Annotated in this window: 18 protein-coding genes; 14 read left to right on the top strand and 4 right to left on the bottom strand. The window is 67.8% G+C overall.

What is annotated here, in order from left to right:
- Positions 1-3 precede the first annotated feature (3 nt).
- From KGR00_RS11445 to KGR00_RS11425, 5 genes are all read left to right on the top strand, one after another.
- A complete protein-coding gene (locus KGR00_RS11445; RefSeq protein ID WP_224418580.1) occupies positions 4-3,780 on the top strand; it encodes a nitrate reductase subunit alpha in 3,777 nt (1,258 codons plus the stop codon).
- Positions 3,777-5,336, top strand: a complete 1,560-nt coding sequence (gene narH / locus KGR00_RS11440) for a nitrate reductase subunit beta (RefSeq protein ID WP_129141795.1) — start codon at positions 3,777-3,779, stop codon at positions 5,334-5,336. Before KGR00_RS11445 ends, narH begins: the two co-directional genes overlap by 4 nt.
- Complete coding sequence (narJ, locus tag KGR00_RS11435) at positions 5,329-6,087, top strand: nitrate reductase molybdenum cofactor assembly chaperone (RefSeq protein ID WP_129141796.1); 759 nt, start codon at positions 5,329-5,331, stop codon at positions 6,085-6,087. Before narH ends, narJ begins: the two co-directional genes overlap by 8 nt.
- A complete protein-coding gene (gene narI, locus KGR00_RS11430; protein ID WP_224418581.1) occupies positions 6,084-6,761 on the top strand; it encodes a respiratory nitrate reductase subunit gamma in 678 nt (225 codons plus the stop codon). Before narJ ends, narI begins: the two co-directional genes overlap by 4 nt.
- Positions 6,762-6,932: 171 nt before the next feature.
- Positions 6,933-7,727, top strand: a complete 795-nt coding sequence (locus KGR00_RS11425; protein ID WP_224418582.1) for a peptidylprolyl isomerase — start codon at positions 6,933-6,935, stop codon at positions 7,725-7,727.
- A gap of 780 nt (positions 7,728-8,507) precedes the next feature.
- Here the strand turns inward: KGR00_RS11425 and KGR00_RS11420 are convergent.
- On the bottom strand, positions 8,508-9,062 hold the full coding sequence (locus tag KGR00_RS11420; RefSeq protein ID WP_224418583.1) for a gamma-glutamylcyclotransferase: 555 nt from the start codon (positions 9,060-9,062) through the stop codon (positions 8,508-8,510).
- A 68-nt stretch (positions 9,063-9,130) separates the two neighbouring features.
- Positions 9,131-11,011 (bottom strand): ATP-dependent zinc metalloprotease FtsH, encoded by a 1,881-nt coding sequence (ftsH, locus tag KGR00_RS11415; RefSeq protein WP_224418584.1) that lies wholly within the window; start codon positions 11,009-11,011, stop codon positions 9,131-9,133.
- Positions 11,012-11,453: 442 nt separating this feature from the next.
- Between ftsH and KGR00_RS22430 the strand changes: the two genes are divergently transcribed.
- Genes KGR00_RS22430 through KGR00_RS11375 form a run of 8 tightly spaced genes read left to right on the top strand, consistent with a single transcriptional unit; the run spans position 11,454 to position 19,634 of the window.
- Positions 11,454-12,689, top strand: a complete 1,236-nt coding sequence (locus KGR00_RS22430) for a methyl-accepting chemotaxis protein (protein ID WP_162500919.1) — start codon at positions 11,454-11,456, stop codon at positions 12,687-12,689.
- Positions 12,690-12,702: 13 nt separating this feature from the next.
- Complete coding sequence (locus KGR00_RS11405; RefSeq protein ID WP_129141802.1) at positions 12,703-13,065, top strand: response regulator; 363 nt, start codon at positions 12,703-12,705, stop codon at positions 13,063-13,065.
- Positions 13,066-13,078: 13 nt separating this feature from the next.
- The gene (locus KGR00_RS11400; RefSeq protein ID WP_224418585.1) at positions 13,079-13,396 is read left to right on the top strand and encodes an STAS domain-containing protein; all 318 of its coding nucleotides are present in this window, start codon (positions 13,079-13,081) and stop codon (positions 13,394-13,396) included.
- Positions 13,389-15,428 (top strand): chemotaxis protein CheA, encoded by a 2,040-nt coding sequence (locus KGR00_RS11395; RefSeq protein WP_224418586.1) that lies wholly within the window; start codon positions 13,389-13,391, stop codon positions 15,426-15,428. The genes KGR00_RS11400 and KGR00_RS11395 overlap by 8 nt, the downstream gene beginning before the upstream one ends.
- Before the next feature lie 25 nt (positions 15,429-15,453).
- Positions 15,454-17,148: a methyl-accepting chemotaxis protein gene (locus KGR00_RS11390; RefSeq protein ID WP_203234908.1), complete on the top strand. Its 1,695-nt coding sequence runs from the start codon at positions 15,454-15,456 to the stop codon at positions 17,146-17,148.
- A gap of 8 nt (positions 17,149-17,156) precedes the next feature.
- On the top strand, positions 17,157-17,708 hold the full coding sequence (locus KGR00_RS11385; RefSeq protein WP_129140998.1) for a chemotaxis protein CheW: 552 nt from the start codon (positions 17,157-17,159) through the stop codon (positions 17,706-17,708).
- Positions 17,705-18,556 carry a CheR family methyltransferase gene (locus tag KGR00_RS11380; protein ID WP_129140999.1) on the top strand — a complete coding sequence of 284 codons (852 nt, stop codon included), beginning with the start codon at positions 17,705-17,707 and terminating at the stop codon, positions 18,554-18,556. Before KGR00_RS11385 ends, KGR00_RS11380 begins: the two co-directional genes overlap by 4 nt.
- Positions 18,557-18,572: 16 nt before the next feature.
- Positions 18,573-19,634, top strand: a complete 1,062-nt coding sequence (locus tag KGR00_RS11375; protein ID WP_129141000.1) for a chemotaxis response regulator protein-glutamate methylesterase — start codon at positions 18,573-18,575, stop codon at positions 19,632-19,634.
- A 15-nt stretch (positions 19,635-19,649) separates the two neighbouring features.
- Here KGR00_RS11375 and KGR00_RS11370 read toward each other — a convergent pair whose 3' ends face one another.
- On the bottom strand, positions 19,650-19,979 hold the full coding sequence (locus KGR00_RS11370; RefSeq protein ID WP_129141001.1) for a helix-turn-helix transcriptional regulator: 330 nt from the start codon (positions 19,977-19,979) through the stop codon (positions 19,650-19,652).
- 290 nt (positions 19,980-20,269) lie between these two features.
- Here KGR00_RS11370 and KGR00_RS11365 point away from each other — a divergent pair, with 290 nt between their 5' ends.
- Positions 20,270-21,208, top strand: coding sequence for a metallophosphoesterase (locus KGR00_RS11365; RefSeq protein ID WP_129141002.1), 939 nt, complete (start codon positions 20,270-20,272; stop codon positions 21,206-21,208).
- Between the two features lie 4 nt (positions 21,209-21,212).
- Here KGR00_RS11365 and KGR00_RS11360 read toward each other — a convergent pair whose 3' ends face one another.
- Entirely contained in the window at positions 21,213-22,985 is a 1,773-nt protein-coding gene (locus KGR00_RS11360) for a GGDEF domain-containing phosphodiesterase (protein ID WP_224418587.1), read from the bottom strand.
- Between the last annotated feature and the right edge of the window lie 34 nt (positions 22,986-23,019).

The raw sequence follows: 23,019 nt of genomic DNA, 5'->3' as shown, positions 1-23,019 counted from the left end.
CCCATGAGTCATTTTCTGGACCGTCTGAAATACCTGACCCGCCGCCCCGAACACTTCGCCGAGGGCCACGGCGAGACCCGCGACGAGACCCGCGACTGGGAGGACGGCTATCGGGCCCGCTGGCAGCACGACAAGATCGTGCGCTCCACCCATGGCGTGAACTGCACCGGTTCGTGCAGCTGGAAGATCTACGTCAAGAACGGCCTGGTCACCTGGGAGACCCAGCAGACCGACTACCCGCGCACCCGGCCGGATCTGCCCAACCACGAGCCGCGCGGCTGCCCGCGCGGGGCCAGCTACTCCTGGTACCTGTACAGCGCCAACCGGCTCAAGTACCCCTTGATCCGTAAGCCGCTGCTGGCGCTGTGGCGCGAGGCGCTCGCCGAGCACGCCGACCCGGTCGACGCCTGGGCGTCGATCGTCGAGGACCCGGCGAAGGCGGCACGCTACAAGAAGGCCCGCGGTCTGGGCGGCTTCGTGCGTGCCGACTGGGAAGAGATGGAGACGTTGATCGCCGCCTCCAACGTTTATACCGCCAAGCAGTACGGCCCGGACCGGATCATCGGCTTCTCGCCGATCCCCGCCATGTCGATGGTCAGCTACGCCGCCGGGGCCCGCTACCTGTCGCTGATCGGCGGGGTCTGCCTGTCGTTCTACGACTGGTACTGCGACCTGCCGCCGGCCTCGCCGATGACCTGGGGTGAGCAGACCGACGTGCCGGAATCCGCCGACTGGTACAACTCGGGCTACCTGATCGCCTGGGGCTCCAACGTGCCCCAGACCCGCACCCCGGACGCCCACTTCTTCACCGAGGTGCGCTACAAGGGCACCAAGACCGTCGCCATCACCCCGGACTATGCCGAGGTGGCCAAGCTCGCCGACGAGTGGCTGTCCGCTAAGCAGGGCACCGACGCCGCGCTGGCGATGGCCATGGGCCACGTGATCCTCAAGGAGTTCCACCTCGAGCGCCAGGATCCCTACTTCACCGACTACGTGCGCCGCTACACCGACATGCCGATGCTGGTCGAGCTCGAGCCCCGCGAGGACGGCAGCTACGTCCCCGGGCGCCAGTTGCGCGCCAGCGACTTCAGCGAGGCCCTCGGCCAGGCCAACAACCCCGAGTGGAAGACCGTCGCCTGGGACGTCACGAGCGACCGGCTGGTGGTGCCGCGTGGCTCGATCGGTTTCCGCTGGGGCCAGGACGGCGTCGAGGCCGACCGGGGCAAGTGGAACCTCGAGCCGCTGGACGCCGAGGGCCGCGAGATCGAGCCGCTGCTCACCCTCGCCGAGCACCACGATGCCGTGGCACGGGTCGCCTTTCCCTACTTCGGCGGCATCGAGCACGAACACTTCGCCCACGTCGCCGGTGATGACGTGCTCCACCACAACCTGCCGGTCAAGCGCCTGACCCGTGGCGACGGCAGCACGGTGCTGGCGGTCACGGTGTTCGACCTGACCTGCGCCAACTACGGCATCGACCGCGGTTTCAGCGGTAACGAGGGCGTGGCGGACGACGGCGCCACCGCCTACGACCAGGTGCGCCCCTACACCCCGGCCTGGCAGGAGCAGATCACCGGCGTGCCCGCCGCGCAGTGCCTGCGTATTGCCCGCGAATTCGCCGACAACGCGTCCAGGACCCATGGCCGCAGCATGATCATCGTCGGCGCCGGGATGAACCACTGGTACCACATGGACATGAGCTATCGCGGGCTGATCAACATGCTCATCCTGTGTGGCTGCGTGGGCCAGAGCGGCGGCGGCTGGGCGCATTACGTCGGCCAGGAGAAGCTGCGCCCGCAGACCGGCTGGCTGCCGCTGGCCTTCGGCCTCGACTGGACGCGGCCGCCGCGCCAGATGAACGGCACCTCGTTCTTCTACAACCACTCCAGCCAGTGGCGCTACGAGAAGCTCGAGATCCAGGAGATCCTCTCGCCGCTAGCCGATCCCAGGCAGTACGGCGGCAGCCTGATCGACTACAACGTGCGCGCCGAGCGCATGGGCTGGCTGCCATCGGCGCCGCAGCTCGGCACCAATCCGCTGCGCCTGGCCGCGGCCGCCGAGGCGGCGGGCCTGTCCACCAGGGACTACGCCGTGCAGCAGCTCAAGGCGGGCAAGCTTGCCTTCGCCGCCGAGGACCCGGACGACCCGCAGAACTTCCCGCGCAACCTGTTCATCTGGCGCTCCAACCTGCTGGGCAGCTCCGGCAAGGGCCACGACTACCTGCTCAAGTACCTGCTGGGCGCCAACCACGGCGTGCAGGGCAAGGACCTGGGCAGCATGGACGGCGTCAAGCCCGAGGAGGTGGCGTGGCGCGACGAGGCCGCCGAGGGCAAGCTCGACCTGCTGGTGACCCTGGACTTCCGCATGTCCACTACCTGCCTGTACTCGGACATCGTGCTGCCCACCGCGACCTGGTACGAGAAGGACGACCTCAACACCTCGGACATGCACCCGTTCATCCACCCGCTGACCGCGGCCACCGACCCGGCCTGGGAATCGCGCAGCGACTGGGAGATCTACAAGGGCATCGCCAAGGCATTCTCGCGGGTCTGCCCGGGACATCTCGGCGAGGAGACCGACCTGGTCACCCTGCCGCTGCAGCACGATTCCCCGGGGGAGCTCGCCCAGCTCGACGTCAAGGACTGGAAGCGCGGCGAGTGCGAGCCGATCCCCGGCAAGACCATGCCCAGCCTGGTCGAGGTCAAGCGCGACTACCCGGCCACCTATGAGCGGTTCACCTCGCTGGGGCCGGCGCTCGAGGCGCTGGGCAACGGCAGCAAGGGCATCAACTGGACGACCGACAAGGAAGTGGAACTGCTCGGCCGGCTCAATCGCCGCAAGCTCGACGGCGCCGCCAAGGGCCGCCCGTGCATCGAGAGCGCCATCGACGCCGCCGAGACCATCCTCTCGCTGGCCCCGGAGACCAACGGTCAGGTGGCGGTGCGCGCCTGGGAGTCGCTGTCGAAGGTGACCGGGCGCGATCACACCCATCTGGCGCGGCCCAAGGAGGAGGAGAAGATCCGCTTCCGCGACGTGGTCGCCCAGCCGCGCAAGATCATCTCCAGCCCCACCTGGTCGGGGCTCGAGGACGAGCACGTTTCCTACAACGCCGGCTACACCAACGTCCACGAGCTGATCCCCTGGCGCACCGTCAGCGGCCGCCAGCAGCTCTACCAGGATCACCCCTGGATGCGCGCCTTCGGCGAGAGCCTGCTGGCCTACCGCCCGCCGATCGACACCAAGGCGGTGGCCAGTGTCCATGCGCCCAAGTCCAACGGCAACCCGGAGATCGCGCTCAACTGGATCACCCCGCACCAGAAGTGGGGCATCCACTCCACCTACTCGGACAACCTGCTGATGCAGACCCTGTCCCGCGGCGGGCCGATCGTCTGGCTCTCCGAGGAGGACGCCCGCGCCATCGGCGTCGAGGACAACGACTGGCTGGAACTCTACAACGCCAACGGCGCGATCACCGCCCGTGCGGTGGTCAGCCAGCGGGTCAAGACCGGCATGGCGATGATGTACCACGCCCAGGAGCGGCTGGTGAACATTCCCGGTTCGGAGATTTCCGGCACCCGCGGCGGTATCCACAACTCGGTGACCCGCATCTGCCCCAAGCCGACCCACATGATCGGCGGCTACGGTCAGCTGGCCTACGGTTTCAACTACTACGGCACCGTGGGTTCCAACCGTGACGAGTTCGTCGTCGTGCGCAAGATGAAGCGGGTCGACTGGCTGGACGGCGAAGGCAACGACTACGAACAGGAGGCCGTGAAATGAAGATTCGTTCCCAGGTCGGCATGGTGCTCAACCTCGACAAGTGCATCGGCTGTCATACCTGCTCGGTCACCTGCAAGAACGTCTGGACCAGCCGTGAAGGCGTCGAGTATGCCTGGTTCAACAACGTCGAGACCAAGCCCGGCATCGGCTACCCCAAGGAGTGGGAGAACCAGGCCAAGTGGAAGGGTGGCTGGCTGCGCCGCAAGGATGGCCACATCGAGCCGCGCATCGGCGGCAAGTGGCGGGTGCTGGCGAACATCTTCGCCAACCCCGACCTGCCGGAGATCGACGACTACTACGAGCCGTTCACCTTCGACTACCAGCACCTGCACACCGCCAAGCAGGGCCAGCACCAGCCCATCGCCCGGCCGCGCTCGCTGATCTCCGGCGAACGCATGAAGACCATCGAATGGGGGCCCAACTGGGAGGAGATCCTCGGCACCGAGTTCGCCAAGCGGCGGCGCGACGCCAACTTCGCGCAGATCGAGGCCGATATCTACGGCCAGTTCGAGAACACCTTCATGATGTACCTGCCGCGGCTGTGCGAGCACTGCCTCAACCCGGCGTGCGTGGCGTCGTGCCCGAGTGGTGCGATCTACAAGCGCGAGGAGGACGGCATCGTGCTGATCGACCAGGACAAGTGCCGCGGCTGGCGGATGTGCGTCTCCGGCTGCCCGTACAAGAAGATCTACTACAACTGGAAGTCCGGCAAGTCCGAGAAGTGCATCTTCTGTTATCCGCGCATCGAGGCCGGCCAGCCGACGGTGTGCTCCGAGACCTGCGTGGGGCGCATCCGCTACCTGGGCGTGCTGCTCTACGACGCCGACCGCATCGAGGAGGTCGCCGCCTCCGCCGACGAGCGCGACCTCTACCGTCGCCAGTGCGAGATCTTCCTCGACCCCAACGACCCCGAGGTGATCGCCCAGGCGCGGCGTGACGGCATCCCCGACAACGTGATCCAGGCCGCCCAGGCCTCGCCGGTCTACAAGCTGGCCATGGACTGGCAGTTGGCGCTGCCGCTGCACCCGGAGTATCGCACCCTGCCGATGGTCTGGTACGTGCCGCCGCTGTCGCCGATCCAGTCGGCGGCCGAAGCCGGGCACATCGAGGACGACGGCGTGCTGCCGAAGATCGAGTCGCTGCGCATCCCGGTCCAGTATCTGGCCAACCTGCTCACCGCCGGCGACGAGGGCCCCGTGGTGCTGGCGCTCAAGCGGCTGATGGCGATGCGCGTCTACATGCGCGGCAAGCACGTCGACGGCGAGGCGAACCAGGCCGTGCTCGACGCCGTGGGGCTCAGCGAAGCCCAGGTCGAGGCGATGTACCGCTACCTGGCGATCGCCGACTACGAAGACCGCTTCGTGGTACCCACCAGTCACCGCGAACTGGCCCGCGAGGCCTTCCCCGAGCGCGGCGGCTGCGGCTTCAGCTTCGGCAACGGCTGCCAGGGTGGTGACAACGAGACCAGCCTGTTCGGTGGCCGCAAGCAGACCACCACCCTGGTCAAGCCGGTGAACGTCTACGATCCGCACGTCGAGGAGACCGCCCGTGACTGACACCACCCGCCGCAGCCTGCTCGCCCTGGCGCGGCTGCTCGACTATCCCGAGGCCGAATTGCGTCTCGCCGCCGACGAGCTGGTGGCGATATTCCTCGCCGAGCGCCGCCTGCCGGCGGCGCTGCGCGAGGCGCTAGTCGGCTGGTGCCGGCGGCTCGCCGCCACGCCGCTGCTCGATCTGCAGGCCGACTATGTGGCGTTGTTCGACAAGGGCCGGGCCACCTCGCTGCTGCTCTTCGAGCACGTCCACGGCGAATCCCGCGATCGCGGCCAGGCGATGGTCGACCTGCTCGCCGAGTACCGTGCCGCCGGCTTCGAACTCGACGCCCGCGAGCTGCCCGACCATCTGCCGCTGTTCCTCGAGTACCTGTCCACCCGCGACGACGCCGAGATCGGTCGCTGGCTGGGCGAGATCCGTCACATCCTGGCGCGGCTCGCCGCCCGGCTCGAGGAGCGCGAGGCCGGCCACGCCCTGGTGCCGCTGGCGCTGCTGGCGCTGATCGGCGCCGAGGGGGATGTCGCCGTCCACCGTGAACCGGCGAAGCAGGAGCCCCGCGACGATACCCCGGCGGCGCTGGACGCCGTCTGGGAGGAGGAGGCGGTGCGCTTCTCCGCCGCCTCCGACGAGGACTGCGCGCTGCAGTCCGCCGAAGGCCGGCGCCTCGCCGAACGCAAGCGCGCCACGCCGCAGGAGGCGGTGCGCATCCTCGATCCCGTCAGCGTCTCAGCGTCATTCGGAGAGCCGTCATGAACTATCTCGATACCCTGTTGTTCGGCCTGTATCCCTATCTCGCCGGCAGCGTCTTCCTGATCGGCAGCCTGCTGCGCTTCGACCACGGTCAGTACACCTGGAAGACCGGCTCCAGTCAGTTGCTCTCGCGGCGGCGCCTGCGCCTGGGCAGCAATCTCTTCCACATCGGGGTGCTGACGATCTTCTTCGGCCACCTGGTGGGGCTGCTGACGCCGCACTGGGTCTACGCGCCCTTCATGGCCGCCGGCACCAAGCAACTCGTCGCCATCGTGGTCGGCGGGGTGGCCGGCGTCCTGTGTCTGATCGGCGGGGTGATTCTGCTGCACCGCCGGTTCTTCGACTCACGGGTGCGCGCCTCGTCGAGTGTCAGCGACAACCTGATCCTGAGTCTGCTGCTGGTGCAGGTCATGCTGGGGCTGGGCACCATCGGTTCGGCCGTGCATCACCTGGACGGCGGCGTGATGCTGCGGCTCGCCGAGTGGGCGCAGTCGATCGTCTTCTTCAAGGGCGACGCCGCCGCGCACCTCGCCGGGGTGGGCTGGATCTACCGGCTGCACATCCTGCTGGGGCTGACCATCGTGCTGATCTTCCCCTTTACCCGGTTGGTGCACGTATGGAGCGCGCCGCTGGGGTATCTGGGGCGGCGGTATCAGATTGTCCGGCGCCGGGCCTGAAGACTTCATCGGCATGAGCCGCGGGACGAGGGCCGGGGATAGGGTTTCGCGAGGGCGCTGTGAACCCTTCCATGGGCGCTACTTTTGCCATCCATGGCAAAAGACCCTCGCTCCACCCTGTCCCCGGCCTCTCCGTCAGCAACGCCTTGAGAGCTATTCGAGATCATGACCATGCAACAGATTGCCATCGAAACCCTGCCGGGCGGCGGCGCGCCGATCCGCGTCGGCGAGGTCGCCATCGACGAAGCCGAGATCGCCCGCGAGATGCAGCACCACCCGGCCGACAGCGCCGACGATGCCCGCGAGGGGGCGCTGCGGGCCCTGGTGATCCGCGAGCTGCTGCGCCAGCGGGCGCAGGTGCTGGGCCTGGACGGTGACGACGAAGCCGCCGTCGCCGCCCTGCTGGAAGACGAGCTGCCGATTCCCGAGCCCGACGATGCCGACTGCCGGCGTTACTTCGACGCCCACCGCGAGCGCTTCGGCGAACCGGCGCGGCTGTCGGTGCGTCACATCCTGCTGGCGGCGGCCCCGGACGACGCCGAGGGTCGCGATGCCGGCTACCGCCGGGGCATGGCGTTGATCGACGAACTCGCCGAGAACCCCGAGCGCTTCACCGATCTGGCCCGGCACCACTCCGCCTGCCCCTCGAAGGAAAGCGGCGGCGAACTGGGTTGGCTCACCCCGGGCCAGACCGTCGCCGAACTCGACCGCGCGCTGCAGACCCTGCCCGAGGGCCTGCACGACCGACCGCTGGCTTCGCGTTACGGCTGGCACGTGGTGTGTATCGATGAGCGCCGCGACGCTCGCCCGCTGCCCTTCGAGGCGGTCGCCGAGCGCGTCCGCCATACCCTGCGCGAACAGGCCACGCGCCGTGCCCTGCGCCACTACCTGCTGGCCCTGGAAGCCGAGATCGGCGTCACCGGCTTTCGCCTCGACGACGACGCGGCGGGTGCGCTGATGCAGTAGCCCGGCGATCCCCGGCGAGGTGTGATGACCCCAAAAAAAGCGCCCTGCCAATGATGGCAGGGCGCATACGCAGGGATCGTCTGTACAGGTCGTCTTTCCTGACGAGGGACATCGTGTCCTTCCCGCGCCTTCCTGGCGGCGGGACGGCCATCCTGGCCGAAAGCTTCCTTGCTTGCCTCGCGATCCTCCTGATCGCGAAGACGGGGTTACACTAGAACACAAAATTTAACAATGTGCCAGTTTCACCCTGCGCTCATGGGGGAAAACGTCGACGAACCGGTTTCGCCAGCGGCCCATTGGCCTGCGACCGGTGAATGGGGGCAGCCCCGATTGCAGGTCATCAGGGACTGCCGAAGCATTGCCTATCCTTGCCGTTTCTCACGGGCGTCCTGCCCGTCCATCCCTGGCAATTCCAGCGAGCATCCTGCTCGCCCATCCGTGGATTCTGCCGGGCGTCCTGCCCGTCCATCCCTGGCAATTCCAGCGAGCATCCTGCTCGCCCATCCCTGGATGCTGCCGGGCGTCCTGCCCGTCCGTCCCTGGTAGTTCCAGCGAGCATCCTGCTCGCCCATCCCTGGATGCTTCCGGGCGTCCTGCCCGTCGTCCCTGGTTGCCGAGCCATCCGTGGCTCGTCTTCCCTGGCGGGCCTCCTCTGCCCGATGCCGCACACGGTGACAGCTATAGCAGGGTGTCTATATAACTCATGTTATCAACACAAAGAAAAGTTCGTGATTTCTTACAATCAGTAATTTGCCCTGGATTGAGTGAGACAATCCGTGGCTATCTCAGCAGCGACTCGAGGGCGAAGACATGGGCGTCCTCGTGGCCCATGTCGCGCAGCGCCGCGGCGAGCTTCAGCAGATACTCGCGGTTGGCGCCGCTGGGCCCACGGGCGGTGTCGATCAGCCGGGCGATCTCGGGCTCCGGGGCCGGTCCGGCGAAGGCGGCGTTGTCCTCGCTGGCGATATAGACGAGCCCTTCATGCGTGGTGCCGTCGTCGAGATGCAGTTCGGTCACCACGCGGCGATAGCCGTTCTTCTCGCGATGATCGAGCGGAGCGAGCGTCTCGGGGGTGATCCGGTAGGCCATGCCGTGGCAGTGCTCGCCCGGCGACTCGACCAGGGTGGCCACCCGTCCCGGTGCCTGGGGCGTGCCGCGATGGTCGTGGGAGGCCTGCCAGAAGCGCCGGGTCCAGCCAACGATATGTGCCGGGCAGCGCTCGAGATAGGCAAAGTCGGCCTTCCAGATCAACGAGCCATAGCCGAACAGCCAGAAGTCCTCGTGGGCGTCGAAATGGGTCATCCGGCGGTTGAGCGCGGTGGTGTCGAGGGACATGACGGGGTCCGTATCGGGGGTTCGTCGGGGATATGCGGCCGCCCCGGCGGCGTCGCAACCCCGGCCGCTCACCGGCGAGCCGAGGTGGCGCTCGTCGCCTGCCCGGCCGATGCCGGGGCGTGACGCTTGCCGCCGTCCCGGCCCTGCATCGGCTGGATCGGCGGAAAGTCCTGCGCGGTGAGGGTCTCGCGCTCGAGCAGCAGGGCGGCGCCGGCGCGCAGGTCGTCGAGGGCGGCTTCGAGGACACGTAGCGCCTGGCGATAGGCGCCGTCGACCAGGCCTCGCACGGCGAGATCGATCTCGCGGCCGGTGGCCTCGGAGTAGCTGCGCGGCTGGGCCAGGCCGTAATTATCGCCGAGGAAGGCGTGGCGGTCCTCCTCGTAGACCACCTGCTCGACGTCGTCGGCCATGCCGAAGCGGGTGACCATGTGGCGGGCGATCTCGGTGACCTTGGCCAGGTCGTCGGCGGCGCCGGTGGAGATCTCGTCGAAGATCAGCCGCTCGGCGGCACGCCCGCCCATCAGCACCGCCATGCGGTTCTCCAGGTCATGGGTGGTCTGCAGAAAGCGGTCCTCGGTGGGCCGCTGGATGGTGTAGCCCAGCGCGCCGACCCCGCGCGGAATGATCGAGACCTTGTGCACCGGGTCCATGCCCGGCAGCGCGGCAGCGACCAGGGCATGGCCCATCTCGTGATGGGCGACCACCTCGCGCTCGTGGGGGTTGAGCAGCCGGCTCTTCTTCTCCAGGCCGGCGACGATGCGTTCGATGGCGTTGGTGAAGTCGGCCATGCTCACGGCATCCGCCTCGCGGCGGGTCGCCAGCAACGCCGCCTCGTTGACCAGGTTGGCCAGGTCGGCGCCGGTGAAGCCCGGGGTCAGCGCCGCCAGGTGGTCGAGGTCGACGTCCTCGGCGAGTGACTGGATCTTGCCGATGTGCACCATGAGGATCGCCTTGCGACCCGCCCGCTCGGGGCGGTCGACCAGCACCTGGCGATCGAAGCGCCCGGCGCGCAGCAGCGCTGGATCGAGGATCTCCGGGCGGTTGGTGGCGGCGAGCAGGACGATCCCCGAGGCGGTGTCGAAACCGTCGAGTTCGGTGAGCAACTGGTTGAGAGTCTGCTCCTTCTCGTCGTGGCCGCCCATCGCGTTCGGCCCGCGGGCCCGGCCCAGGGCATCCAGCTCGTCGATGAAGACGATGCAGGGCTTGGCCTTGCCGGCCTGCTCGAACAGGTCACGGACCCGGGCCGCGCCCACGCCGACGAACATCTCGACGAACTCCGAGCCGGAGATCGAGAAGAACGGGACGCCCGCCTCGCCGGCCACCGCCCGCGCCAGCAGCGTCTTGCCGGTACCCGGCGGGCCCACCAGCAGGATGCCCTTGGGGACATGGGCGCCCAGCCGGCCGTAGCGCTGCGGATCGCGCAGGAAGGCCACCACCTCCTTGAGCTCGTCCTTGGCCTCGTCGACCCCGGCGACGTCGGCGAAGGTCACCTTGGTCGCCGTCTCGACATAGACCTTCGCCTTCGACTTGCCCAGGGTCATCATCCCGCCGAGCCCCTGACCGTTGGCCATGCGCCGGATCACCAGCGACCACAGCGCGAAGAAGAACAGCACCGGAATCAGCCATGACAGCAGGGTGCTGAGGAAGGTGTTCTCGCGGGTGCCGTCGAAGGTCACGCTGTACTTCTCGAGCGTCGCGGCCAGCGCCGGGTCGACACGATTGGTGGTGAAGCCCGTTCGCCCGTCGTCCTGCGCTGTCTTGAAGGTGCCGGTGATCTGCTCGCTGCCGATCTTGACCGTGGCGATGTCGCCGGCCTCGAGCCGCTGGGTGAACTCGGAGTAGGGGATCGGTTCCCGGGAGCGCCACTCCAGGTAGGCATCCTGGATCAGCAGGACCATGACGAAGGCCACGATCACGTACCACAGATGGATCTGGTTGCGCTTGTCCATGACACCCCCACGGCCGGCATTGCCTCCAGTGTATCCCAGCATTCGCGCCGACGAGGCGTTCCCACGTCATCCCGTGACCGACATCAAGTCGAGCGACGCTGGCCCGATCGCTTCGGCTGTCGGTAAATGCTTGTCAGGCATAAAGGAAAGCGGGTCGTCAGGGCTGAGCGAATGGCCGTGAGTTGCCCGGATAATGCCCATTGTCAGGCTATGTGAGGCTTTCGTCACGGATTGTTTCATTCGAAAAAGGTTGAGCCAGGTCACATTTTTCTTAGGGAATTATGCCTGTAGCGCTAAATCGGCGACGGATCGTGCCGATGGAGTCTTGTCCCCGGAAGATGCGCCGGTCGGGGGGCTTCCACTTCCGGGCGCCGGAAGGAATCGCCGGCAACCGCGATGCCGAAACTACACAGCACAACGAGCAGGAACGGGGTTGGGAAACATGGCGAGACACGCGAAACACGATGGGGCGGCCGCGCTTCCCCTGCTTCAAGGCACACTGGCCCGTGCCGGGCTGGCGCTGGGCGCCTTGCTGCTCCTGTTGCCGGTCGTCGCCGCGCTGCTGGCCACGGGGCGCGTGCTGCTCGCCCTGGCGGCGGCGGTGCCGTTGGCGGTTGTCGTGGTCGGGGTGACGGCCGTCGTCCGCCGGGTCTGGCGGCGTCTGCCCGGTACCGGGCGTCAGCGGTTGAGTAGCGAGCTTGGCGTGGTGACCGCCGAGACCCTGCGCCGCCAGGGGCTGCTCGTCGACTCGACGGCCGAGCTTCTCCCGCTGTGGACGAGCGTCATCGAGGGCGGGCGCGGCAGCATGGAAGAGGCCGTCACCTCGTTGGCGCGTCACTTCGATGCCATGCATCAGCAGCTCGACGTGGCGCTCAATGCCGGCGACGAAACCGACATGCAGGCCAAGCAGCACGCCCTGCAGGCGGTGACCGCCACCACGCAGCAGGCGTTCGGGGAACTCTGGGCGTCACTGGACGCCTCCGCGGTGCGGGATGCCGAGACCCTGCAGTTGATCGGCGACCTGGCCGAACAGAACGCGGCCCTGGTGGGGCTGTCCGGGGAGATTCGTGACATCGCCCTGCAGATCAAGCTGCTGGCGCTCAACGCCGCCATCGAAGCGGCGAGAGCGGGCGCGGCGGGGCGCGGCTTCGCGGTGGTCGCCGGCGAGGTTCGTAACCTGGCGATCCGCTCCGCGGAGGCGGGCGATCAGGTGCACGATACCGTCGCCCGGGTCAACGGGCGTATCCAGACGGTCGTCGAGCAAGTCCAGCGCAACGTCGAACTGTCCCGCGAGTCCCGCGAGCACAACCAGCGCACCATCGGCGAGGCGACGCACAACGTGACCCGCCGGGCCGAGAGCATGGCCGAGGATGCCCAGGCACTGATGCGCGTCAGATCGGACATCGAGGCCCAGGTCAACGAGGTCATCGTCAAGCTGCAATTCCAGGATCATCTCAGTCAGGTGCTGGACCACACCACCCAGGCGATGGACGACCTGGGCACGGCGCTGTGCCCGACCGTCGACGAACCGAGCGACGCGCTGGCGGCACGCCTGGCCAGTCTGCGCGAGCGCATGAGCCGGCGCGCGACCACCGATTTCGAACGCCGGGTCCTGACGACCGAGTCGGGCGCCCCGGACGAGACCCAAGACACGGCAAGTGAACTGACTTTCTTCTGAGAGGGATGAACCCATGAGCAAAACGATTCTGGTCGTCGACGATTCCGCTTCCGTGCGCCAGGTGGTGGGCATGGCGCTGCGCGGTGCCGGGCATTCGGTGATCGAGGCCGTCGACGGTCGCGATGCCCTGAACAAGCTCGATGGCGGCAAGCTCAACCTGGTGGTCTGCGACGTCAACATGCCCAACCTGGACGGTATCGGCTTCGTGCGTGAGCTCAAGCAGAAGCCGGCCTACCGCTTCACACCGGTGCTGATGCTGACCACCGAGTCCGAGGAAGCCAAGAAGCAGGAAGGCAAGGCGGCCGGTGCCAAGGCCTGGCTGGTCAAGCCCTTCAAGCCCGACGTGCTGCTCGCGGCCGTGGCGAAACTGGCCTGAGGCGAGGTGCAGGGTGGAAGCACAGACGACGACCCCGCGTGACTGGCAGGCGCCGGCGGCGCTGACCATCTACGACGTCGCGGCGCTGGAGCGGGACATCGGATCGCTCGACCCGGCCGCCGGCGACTGGCGGGTGGACGTGAGCGCCGTCCGCGAACTGGATGGCGCCGGTATCCAGTGGCTGCTGGCGCTGCAGGCCCGGCTGGAAAGCATCGGCCGTCGCCTGACGCTGACCGGGGGCAACGCCCTGGTCAGCGAGTGTCTGGCGTGTCTGGGAGTCAGCCATCGACTGTCGGCACCCGGCGAGCCGTGTGAGGTGAGCGATGATTGATCCGGCAGCGGTCTTTCGCGACGAGGCCCACGAGCATCTCCAGGTGCTGGAGACGGCCCTGCTCGAACTCGAGGTGCGGCCTGGCGACGCCGAACAGATCGTCCTGGCGTTTCGCGCCATGCACACCATCAAGGGGGCGGCGGGGATGGTGGGTTTCGACCACCTCTCGGCGTTCACGCATCACCTGGAAACCCTCTTCGACGAGGTCCGCAACGCGCGTCTCTCGCTCGGCCCCGAGGCGATCAGTCTGGTGCTGGAGTCCCGCGACCACATCGAGACGCTGCTGGTCGACCCCGAGCCCGACGCCGGACAGCTGGCCACCAGCGCACGGCTGCAGGCACGGTTCCTGGCGCTGATGGGCGAGGCTCGGGCGCAGCCCGCAGCGGCGGAGGCGGCCGCCGATGACCAGGGACGGCCGACGGCCTACGCGCTGCGCATCGCGCCGTCCGCCGAGGCCTTTGCCGACGGCTTCGATCCGTTACCGGTGCTGCGCGAGCTGAGTGGGCTCGGCGAGTGCCATGCCGTCACCACGCTGAGCGACGCGTTCGACCCCGACGCCTTCGACCCCGAGCGTTGCCATTTGACCAGTCGGGTGCTGCTGGTCACCGATGCCCCCCGCGAGAGCCTGGATGACGTCTTCATCTTCGTCGCGGACGACTGGCGGATCACCATCGAGGCGCTCGATGGCGAGGCGTTGGACGCGATGACCGAGCTCCTGGTCGCCGAGGGTGCCCTGTCGGCGGCGGCACGGGAGGCCCTGCGCGGCGCCCTGGCGGTGCCGGCGGTCGAATCCGGTGTGCCGGCGGCCGGGGCCCCGGCGCACGCGGGCGAGGGCGGCCCCGCGCCAGGCGGCAAGAGCCCGGCGCCGTCCAGCGAGCCGACCGTCAAGGTGCCGCAGGGCAAGCTGGACAGCCTGCTCGATCAGGTCGCCGAACTGGTGATTCTCCAGGCGCGGCTCGAGCAACTCGGTCTCGAGCGCGAGGACGAGGCCCTCGACGAGCTGGCCGAGGAGATGAGCCGGTTGACCACCGGGCTGCGCGATACCGCCTTCGACATTCGCATGTTGCCGATCGGCTCGACGTTCGGCCGCTTCCGGCGCCTGGTGCGCGACCTGTCCCGGGAACTGGGCAAGGACGTGGTACTGGAAACCGACGGCGCCGACACCGAGCTCGACAAGCTGATGCTCGATCGCCTGGGCGACCCGCTGGTGCATCTCCTGCGCAACAGTCTCGACCATGGCATCGAGTCTCCCGAGGCACGGGTGGCGGCCGGCAAGCCGGCGCGCGGCACGCTGCGGCTGGCCGCGGGGCACCAGCAGGGCCGGGTGATCATCACCCTCGGTGACGACGGTGCGGGGCTGGACGGTGCGCGCATTCTGGCCAAGGCCGTCGAGCAGGGCTTGGTACGCGCGGATACCCCGCTCGACGAGCACGAGATCCATCAGTTGATCTTCGAGCCGGGCTTCTCGACCGCCGCGCGGGTATCCGACGTCTCCGGCCGCGGCGTGGGCATGGACGTGGTCAAGAGCTCCATCGAGAGCCTGCAGGGCCGGGTGACCATCGACAGCCGGCCCGGCGAGGGCACCACGGTGCGCATCGAGCTGCCGATGACCCTGGCGATCATCGATGGATTGATGGTGGCGGTGGACGAGCGCCGTTACGTGGTACCGCTGAGCGTCGTCGAGGAGTGCATCGAGACCACCGGTGAAGCCGCCGGTCAGCGCGGTGGCGTGAGGCTGGTGGAGCACCGCGGGAGCCTCATGCCCTGCCTGCGGCTGCGCGAGCACTTCGCGGTGGCCGGTCCCGCGCCGGCCATCGAACAGAGTGTCGTCGTCAGGGTGGGCGAGGCGTTCCTCGGCCTGACGGTGGATGCGGTGATCGGTCATTTCCAGACCGTGATCAAGGGCCTGGGGCGACTCTATCAGGGGACACCGGGCGTCATGGGGGCAACCATCATGGGGAACGGCGAGATCGCCATGATCCTGGATGTCGCGGAACTGTTTGCGGAGACCCGGCCTGACCGCGGTCGATGAAGAATTCCAACGAAGGGCGAGCACGATGAATCGCATCACCATCAAGACATTGCTGTATACCGGCTTTTTCGTACTACTGGCGCTGCTGGCCACGACCAGCTACATGGGGCTGCATGCCCTGGAGAGGGCCCAGCAGCGGCTCGACGACACGGTTCAAGGCCCGGCGCAGCAGGTCCGGCTGTCGGGCCAGATGCGTGCCTACCTGCTGGAAAAGGATCGTCTGGCCAAGAACTACGTGCTGGCCAAGACGCCGGCGCGCAAGGAGGCGGTGCTCGAGCAGCTCAAGGCGGCTCAGACCAGGCTCGAGACGTATCGCGATGAACTCGCCGACCTGACGACCGACGACGGGGACCAGGCGATCAGTGCCTTCGATGCGGCCCACGCCGATTATCAGCGCTCGATCGACCGGGTGCTCGACATCGCCCGGCTCACCGAAGCGGCGGGGGCGACGCCGGAGGCGGTCATCGAGGCGACCCGTCAGGCCAACGCCCTCATGGAGTCCGAGACCAGCGTGGCGCTGGACGAGGCCGAGTCGCGCCTGCGGCATGTGCGTGACATGAGTGATGCCGCCATGGCAGCGGCCACCGAGCAGGCGGCCCGCAATTACCAGACGGCCCGCAACCAGTTGCTGACGATCCTGGGTGCGGCGCTGGTCATCGGGCTGCTCGTCGCCATCCTGGTGATCCGGCGCATCAACCTGGTGAGTCGCCTCGCCACGCAGATCGGCGAGGGCAACCTCGACCAGCGTTTCGACGCCAGGGTCAGCGACAGCGATCTCTACGGCGTGCTGCGCAACATGAACGCCCGGTTGCGCGAGATCGTCAGCGACATCAAGGAGGCTTCCGGCAACGTGGCCGCGGGCAGCATGCAACTGAGCAGCACCGGCCAGCAGATCGCCCAGGGGGCCACCGAACAGGCGGCGTCGCTCGAGGAGGTCTCCTCGTCGATGGAGGAGATGAGCGCCAACGTCTCGCAGACCGCCGACAATGCCCGCCAGACCGAGCAGATCGCCCGTCAGGCGGCGCAGGACGCCCAGGCCTCGGGGGACGCGGTGCACCAGTCGGTATCGGCGATGCAGCACATCGCCGAGAAGATCGGCATCATCGAGGAGATCGCCCGGCAGACCAACCTGCTGGCGTTGAACGCGGCCATCGAGGCGGCACGTGCCGGCGAGCACGGCAAGGGCTTCACGGTGGTGGCCGCCGAGGTACGCAAGCTGGCCGAGCGCAGCCAGAAGGCCGCCGGCGAGATCGTCGAGCTGTCGCGCGACAGCCTGGGCGTCTCCGAGCGGGCGGGCGAGATGCTGGCCGCGCTGGTGCCCGGCATCCAGCGTACCTCGGAACTGGTTCAGGAAATCAGTGCCGCCTCCGTCGAACAGGACAAGGGCGCCGGCGAGATCAACAAGGCCCTGCAGCAGCTCGATCAGGTGGTCCAGCAGTCCGCCGCCTCGGCCGAGGAAATGGCGGCGACTTCCGAGGAGCTCTCCGCTCAGGCCGAGCAGATGAACGCCACCATTGGCTTCTTTAGGATCGACGAGCGGGCGGCCACGACCACCAAGCGGCCGGCGAAGGCCGCCGACGAGTCGACCGGCAAGGCATCCGTGGCGGACCGGCAGGCGTCGAAAAGCCCGGTATCGCGCTCGGCGGCCCGGCAGCCGGCCCTGGCCGGGGACGGCGTGTCGATCGACCTGGACGGCGACGATGGCTTCGTCCGCTACTGAGGTGTGCCATGGAAACGCGTAACGACATGTCGCCGGCCGCGGGTGGTTTCCAGGTCCTGACCTTCGTGCTCGACGATGAAGGGTTCGGCGTGGAGATCCACGACATCCAGGAGGTGATCGAGTACCGGGCGGTGACGCCGGTACCCCGCACCCCCGACTTCATGCTGGGCGTGATCAACCTGCGCGGCAAGGTGATACCGGTGGTCGATCTGCGCCGTCACTTCGCCATGCAGCGGGCCGAGCCGACGGTGGACACTTGCATCATCATCCTGCATGTGGACATCGACGGCGAGAGGACGCTGCTCGGCGTGCTGGCCGATCGTGTCCAGGAAGTGGTCGAGATCGATCCGGACGAGGTCAGTGCGCCGCCGCGGATCGGCACACGCATCGACAGCGACTTCATCCAGGGCATCGTCCGTCAGGAGGCGGGCTTCGTGGTCCTGCTGAGTCTCTCGCGGATCTTTGCCTCGGCGGAGCTGCAAGCGGTACTCGAGCGGGACGGCGATGGTTGGGAGGCGCGTTCGACGGCCATGAGTGCCGAGGCGGCGGGCGACCCATGAACGGTGGCGACGAGGGGTTGTCACCCGCCGATCATCGGCGGGTGGCGCATTTCGTCGAACGCCAGGCGGGGATCCGCCTGCCGACGCAAAAGCGCCACCTGATCGAGGTGCGCCTGCGCAAGCGCCAGCGCGCCATCGGCCAGGCCACGCTCCAGGGCTATCTGGACTTCGCGTTGTCGCCGGCGGGGGCGCAGGCGGCCGAGCCGCTGTGGCTGGTGGACGCCCTCACCACCAACAAGACCGACTTCTTTCGCGAGCCCGCGCATTTTCAGGCGCTGGCGGATCATGTGCGGCATGTCCTCGCGCCGCGACGTGAGATCGGCTGGGCGCGCCCCCTGTCGGTCTGGAGCGCGGCCTGCTCGACCGGCGAGGAGCCCTACACGCTGGCGATCGTGCTGCGCGAGCTGCAGGCCGAGCTCACGGGCTTCGATTTTCGTATCGAGGCCACCGATATCGCGCCGTCGGTGCTCGAGACGGCGCGCCGGGCCTGTTACCCCGCGCCGCGCATCGAGCCGGTCGCCGAGGTCTACCGGCGGCGCTACTTCCTGCGCAGCCGCGATCCGCAGCGCGGGGTCATCAAGATGGGCCCCGAACTGCGCTCGGTGGTGCGTTTCTCGACGTTCAATCTGATTACCGGCCAATACCCCGGCAAGCCGCGTCACGACGTGATCTTCTGTCGCAACGTGATGATCTACTTCGGCGACGCCGATCGCCAGCGGGTGATCGCCGGGCTGCGCGACGCCCTGCAGCCCGGCGGGCTGTTGTTCATCGGCCACTCGGAGAGTCTCGGCGGCGCGCGCGAGGGCTTCGAGCCGGTCGTGCCCACGGTATATCGCAAACTGACCTGAAGGGCGGAAGACTGGGATGATCAAGGTACTGGTAGTGGATGACTCCGCCCTGGTTCGACAAAGCCTGTCGGAGATTCTCGACGCGGCGCCGGACATCGCGGTGGTGGCAACGGCATCCGATCCCTACGTGGCGGTGGACAAGCTGCGCCACTGCAAGCCGGACGTGATCACGCTGGACGTGGAGATGCCGCGCATGGACGGGGTGACCTTCCTGCGCAAGCTGATGGCCCAGCATCCGATCCCCGTGGTGATCTGCTCGTCGCTGGTGGGAGCGGGCTCGGAAACCCAGATCCGCGCGCTCGAAGCCGGCGCGGTGGACATCATCACCAAGCCCACCCTCGGCACCCGTCGCTTCTTCGAGGAGTCCCGCACGCGCATCGTCGATGCGGTCAGGGCCGCGGCCCAGGCGCGGGTTCGCAAGCTGCCCGCCTTCAAGTCGACGTCCGAACCCCGCTACACTGCCGATGCCATTCTGCCGGCGTCGGGGCACGCGGCGATGGCCCGGACCACGGAGACGATCGTGGCCATCGGCGCCTCGACCGGCGGCACCGAGGCGATCCGTGAAGTGCTGCAGGCGATGCCGGCCAACTGCCCGGCCATCGCCATCGTCCAGCACATGCCGGAGGGGTTCACGCGCTCGTTCGCCAACCGCCTGGACCAGCTCTGCCGGATCAACGTCAAGGAGGCCGAAGATGGGGATTCGCTGTTACGCGGCCATGCGCTGATCGCGCCGGGCAACCGCCACATGCTGGTCAAGCGCAGCGGGGCCCGCTATTACGTGGAACTGCGTGACGGCCCGCTGGTCAGTCGCCACCGACCGTCGGTCGATGTGCTGTTTCGCTCCACGGCGCGCTACGCCGGCAGCAATGCGATCGGCGTGATCCTCACCGGCATGGGCGACGACGGCGCCGAGGGCCTGCTGGAGATGCACCGGGCCGGCGCCGCCACCCTGGGCCAGGACGAGGCCAGCAGCGTGGTCTACGGCATGCCCCGCGAAGCCTACCTGCGCGGTGCGGTCACGCGGCAACTGGCGCTTGCGCAGATGACCGCCGGGATCCTCGAGGTGCTGAGGGGCTGACGCCGTCGTCGGCGATTACCGGATGGACTCGTGATTGGGGATCAGGCGGGCGAAATCGAGCAGGATCTTGCGCTCGCTTTCGTTGAGCGTTCGATAGATCGCGCTGAGTTCGATGAGCTGAGCATCCCCGGGATCGCTGCTGGCGAGGATGAAGAGTTCGGAGAGCGGGCATTCCAGCGCCCGGGAAAGGCGGTAGAGGAGATCCAGGCTGGGCTGGGCGAGCCCGCGTTCGAGGCGGGACAGGTTGCCGACATGCGAGCCGGTCCGCTCCGCGACATCCGCCAGGGTCAATCTGTGTGCCTTGCGTACGCTGCGTATCGCCTTGCCCAATGCTATGCGTGGCATATCAGTAGATCACTGCAGCCAGGGCGTGGTTCATGGCACGGCAGGGGCGCGGCTCGGTCTCTTCGTTCATGGCGTGCGGTCGCGGGCATCATGGCAGGCGGGGTTTGGATAGCGAACGCTTATTTATAGGGCAGTTTACATCGGCTGACAATGCTTGTCCGATGAAGGTTCCGTGTCCGCCCGGGGATCGAAAACAGGGATTGTCGCCGGGTCGACGTCGACGAATGGCGGGCCACGTCGCGCCGACGTGAGAGACTGACAAGATCGATCGCTATCTCACGAGGAGCCTCATGTACGACCTGATCGGCGATATCCACGGTTACGCGACACCGCTCAAGCGACTGCTGACCCGACTCGGCTACGCCGAGCACGACGGTGTCTGGCGGCATCCCTCGCGCCGGGTGATCTTCCTCGGCGACTTCATCGACCGCGGCCCCGAGCAGCTCGAAACGCTGCGCATCGCCCGCGGCATGATCGATGCGGGGCAGGGGCTGGCGGTGATGGGCAACCACGAATACAACGCCGTGGCCTGGGCCAGCGAGGACCCGGCGACGCCGGGCGTGCCGCTGCGACGCCACAGTGCGCGCAATCGCGGTCAGCACCAGGCGTTTCTCGATCAGGTCGGCGAGGGGTCGGCGCGGCATCACGCCTGGATCGACTGGTTCCGAAGCCTGCCGCTGTATCTCGATCTGCCGGGATTGCGGGTGATCCATGCCTGCTGGGACCCCGCGTCGCTCACCGCCATCGCCCCCTATCTCGATGCCGAACGGCGCATTCGTCCGGCGGCCTGGCCGGCCCTGTCGCGAGAGGGCGAGCCGGGGTTTGAGGCGCTGGAGACCCTGATCAAGGGCCTGGAGGTCGTGCTGCCGGCGGGCAGTGAATTCTCCGACAAGGACGGCAACCCGCGACGGCGGGTGCGTGCCCGATGGTGGGATCTGGAGAGCGTGACCTACCGTCAGCTGGCGCTGGTGCCGCCGGAGGCGATCGCCGCCATCCCCCACGAGCCGCTGCCGGCGGATATCCTGCCCGGCTACGACGCCGAGAAACCGCTGTTCGTCGGCCACTACTGGCTGAGCGGCGAGCCGGCGCCGCTGACCGATCATATCGCCTGCCTCGACTACAGCATCGCCGCGCGCGGCGACGCCGTCGGCGGTCGCAAGCTGTGCGCCTACCGCTGGGACGGCGAACGCGAACTGGAAAGGGTGCGTTTCGTCTGGGTTTGTGAGTAATCGCTCACTTCGAGTCCGTTGGCTCCTGCAGCGTCTCACCCAGGCGGCTCCAGCCGCTGCGCGAGGGCCAGTGGGTCAGCCAGGTGGCGAGACGTTCGGCGGGCATCGGCCGGCCGATACCGAAACCCTGTGCCAGTTGGCAGCCGCGATGCAGCAAGGCCTGGGCGTGGTCGAGGGTCTCCACGCCTTCGGCGAGCATCGGCCGACCGAAGCGCTGTGCCATGTAGATCACGCTCTCGACGATCGCCATGTCGTCGGGGTCGTCGAGCATGCCGCGCACGAAGCTCTGGTCGATCTTGATCAGGTCGACCGGCAACTGGCGCAGATAGGTCAGCGACGAGAAGCCGGTGCCGAAGTCGTCCATGGCGATGTCGATGCCCAGGCGCTGACACTCAGAGATGGCGCTGAGCGCGGCCTGAGTGTCGTGCATGGCGGCGGTTTCCAGCACTTCCAGCTTGAGATGGCCGGCGGGGACGTCGGGATAGCGGGCGAGCCGGGCAACGAGGCGCTCGATGAAATCCGTCGTGAGCAGGTGGGTGGGGCTGATGTTGATGTGCACGGGCAGCATGATCCCGTCGTCACGCCAGCGTTGCAGTTGACTCAGGGCCTGCTCGATGACCCATTCGCCCGTTTCGATCTCTAGCGGCGTGCCCTCGATCAACGGTAGGAAGCTGCCCGGCAGCAGCAGGCCCCTGTCGGGATGCTGCCAGCGGATCAGCGCCTCGGCGCCGACCACTCGGCCGTCGGCCATGTTGACCTGCGGCTGGTAATACAGCGTCAACTCCCCCTGGCGCAGCGCCTGCTCGAAACGCTGGCGGCGGGCCTGGCGGATCTGCTGCTTGCGGTCATGGCGGGGGTCGAAATGGTGATAGCCGTCGCGGCCGCTCTGCTTGGCGCGGTACATCGCCTGGGTGGCATGGCGCAGCAGCAGATCGTCCTCGACGTCGTCGCTGGGGTAGAAGGTGATGCCCAGGCTGGCGGTGATCTGCAGGCGATGCCCGTCGATCCACAGCGGCTGGCGAATCGCCGCCAGCAGGGTGTCGAAGTAACCGTCATCGGCCGGCCGATGCAGCAGCAGGGCGAACTCGTCGCCACCGAGCCGCGAGAGCACGTCGTCGCCTTGGAGCAGACTGCTCAGGCGCCGGGCGAACAGGGTGAGCAGGATGTCGCCGGTAGCGTGGCCGAGGCGGTCGTTGATCGCCTTGAAGTGATCGATGTCCAGGGCGCACAGCGTCACCGGCTGGCCGCTGCGTCGCGAGTGCTGCATCGACTCGTGGATCAGCCGCGTCAGCAGGTGATGATTGGGCAGTCCGGTGAGGGCATCGAAGTAGACCTCCCGGCTGGCGTGCTGGGAATGACTGCTGAGCAGGGTCAGGTCGGACAGCGCCAGCACATGATGGGAAAGGTGGCCCTGATCGCCGCGCACGCGGCTGACCGACAGCAGGGCGGGATAGATACGTCCCTGACGGTTGCGGTAGGTCACTTCGCCGAAGCCGTGATCCCGGCCCTGGGAGAGCGAAGCGCCGCTGCCGGGGGCGTTCTTGAGGGTCACGATCAGCTCGTCGGAGGCCTGGCCGAGCAGGGCCTCGCGGGTGAACCCGGTGAGCCGCAGCAGCGCCGGGTTGACGTCGGTGATCCGGCCCTCGGGGTCGGTGATCAGCATCGCCTGGTTGGCCTGTTCGAAGACCCGCGACGCGGGGCGCGCGTCGCTGGCGTCGGACGTCACGGCCGGCGCGGCATGTGCCGGCCGTTCGGGGCCGGATGAGGTCTTGCGCATTCAGGGAGTTCCTGGCTTGGAATCGGAGACGGGT

This window comes from Modicisalibacter sp. MOD 31.J (genome assembly GCF_020147985.1).
Classification (GTDB): Bacteria; Pseudomonadota; Gammaproteobacteria; order Pseudomonadales; family Halomonadaceae; genus Modicisalibacter; species Modicisalibacter coralii.
Note: the sequence above shows the minus strand (reverse complement) of the source record. Positions and strands in the feature narration are given on the sequence as shown.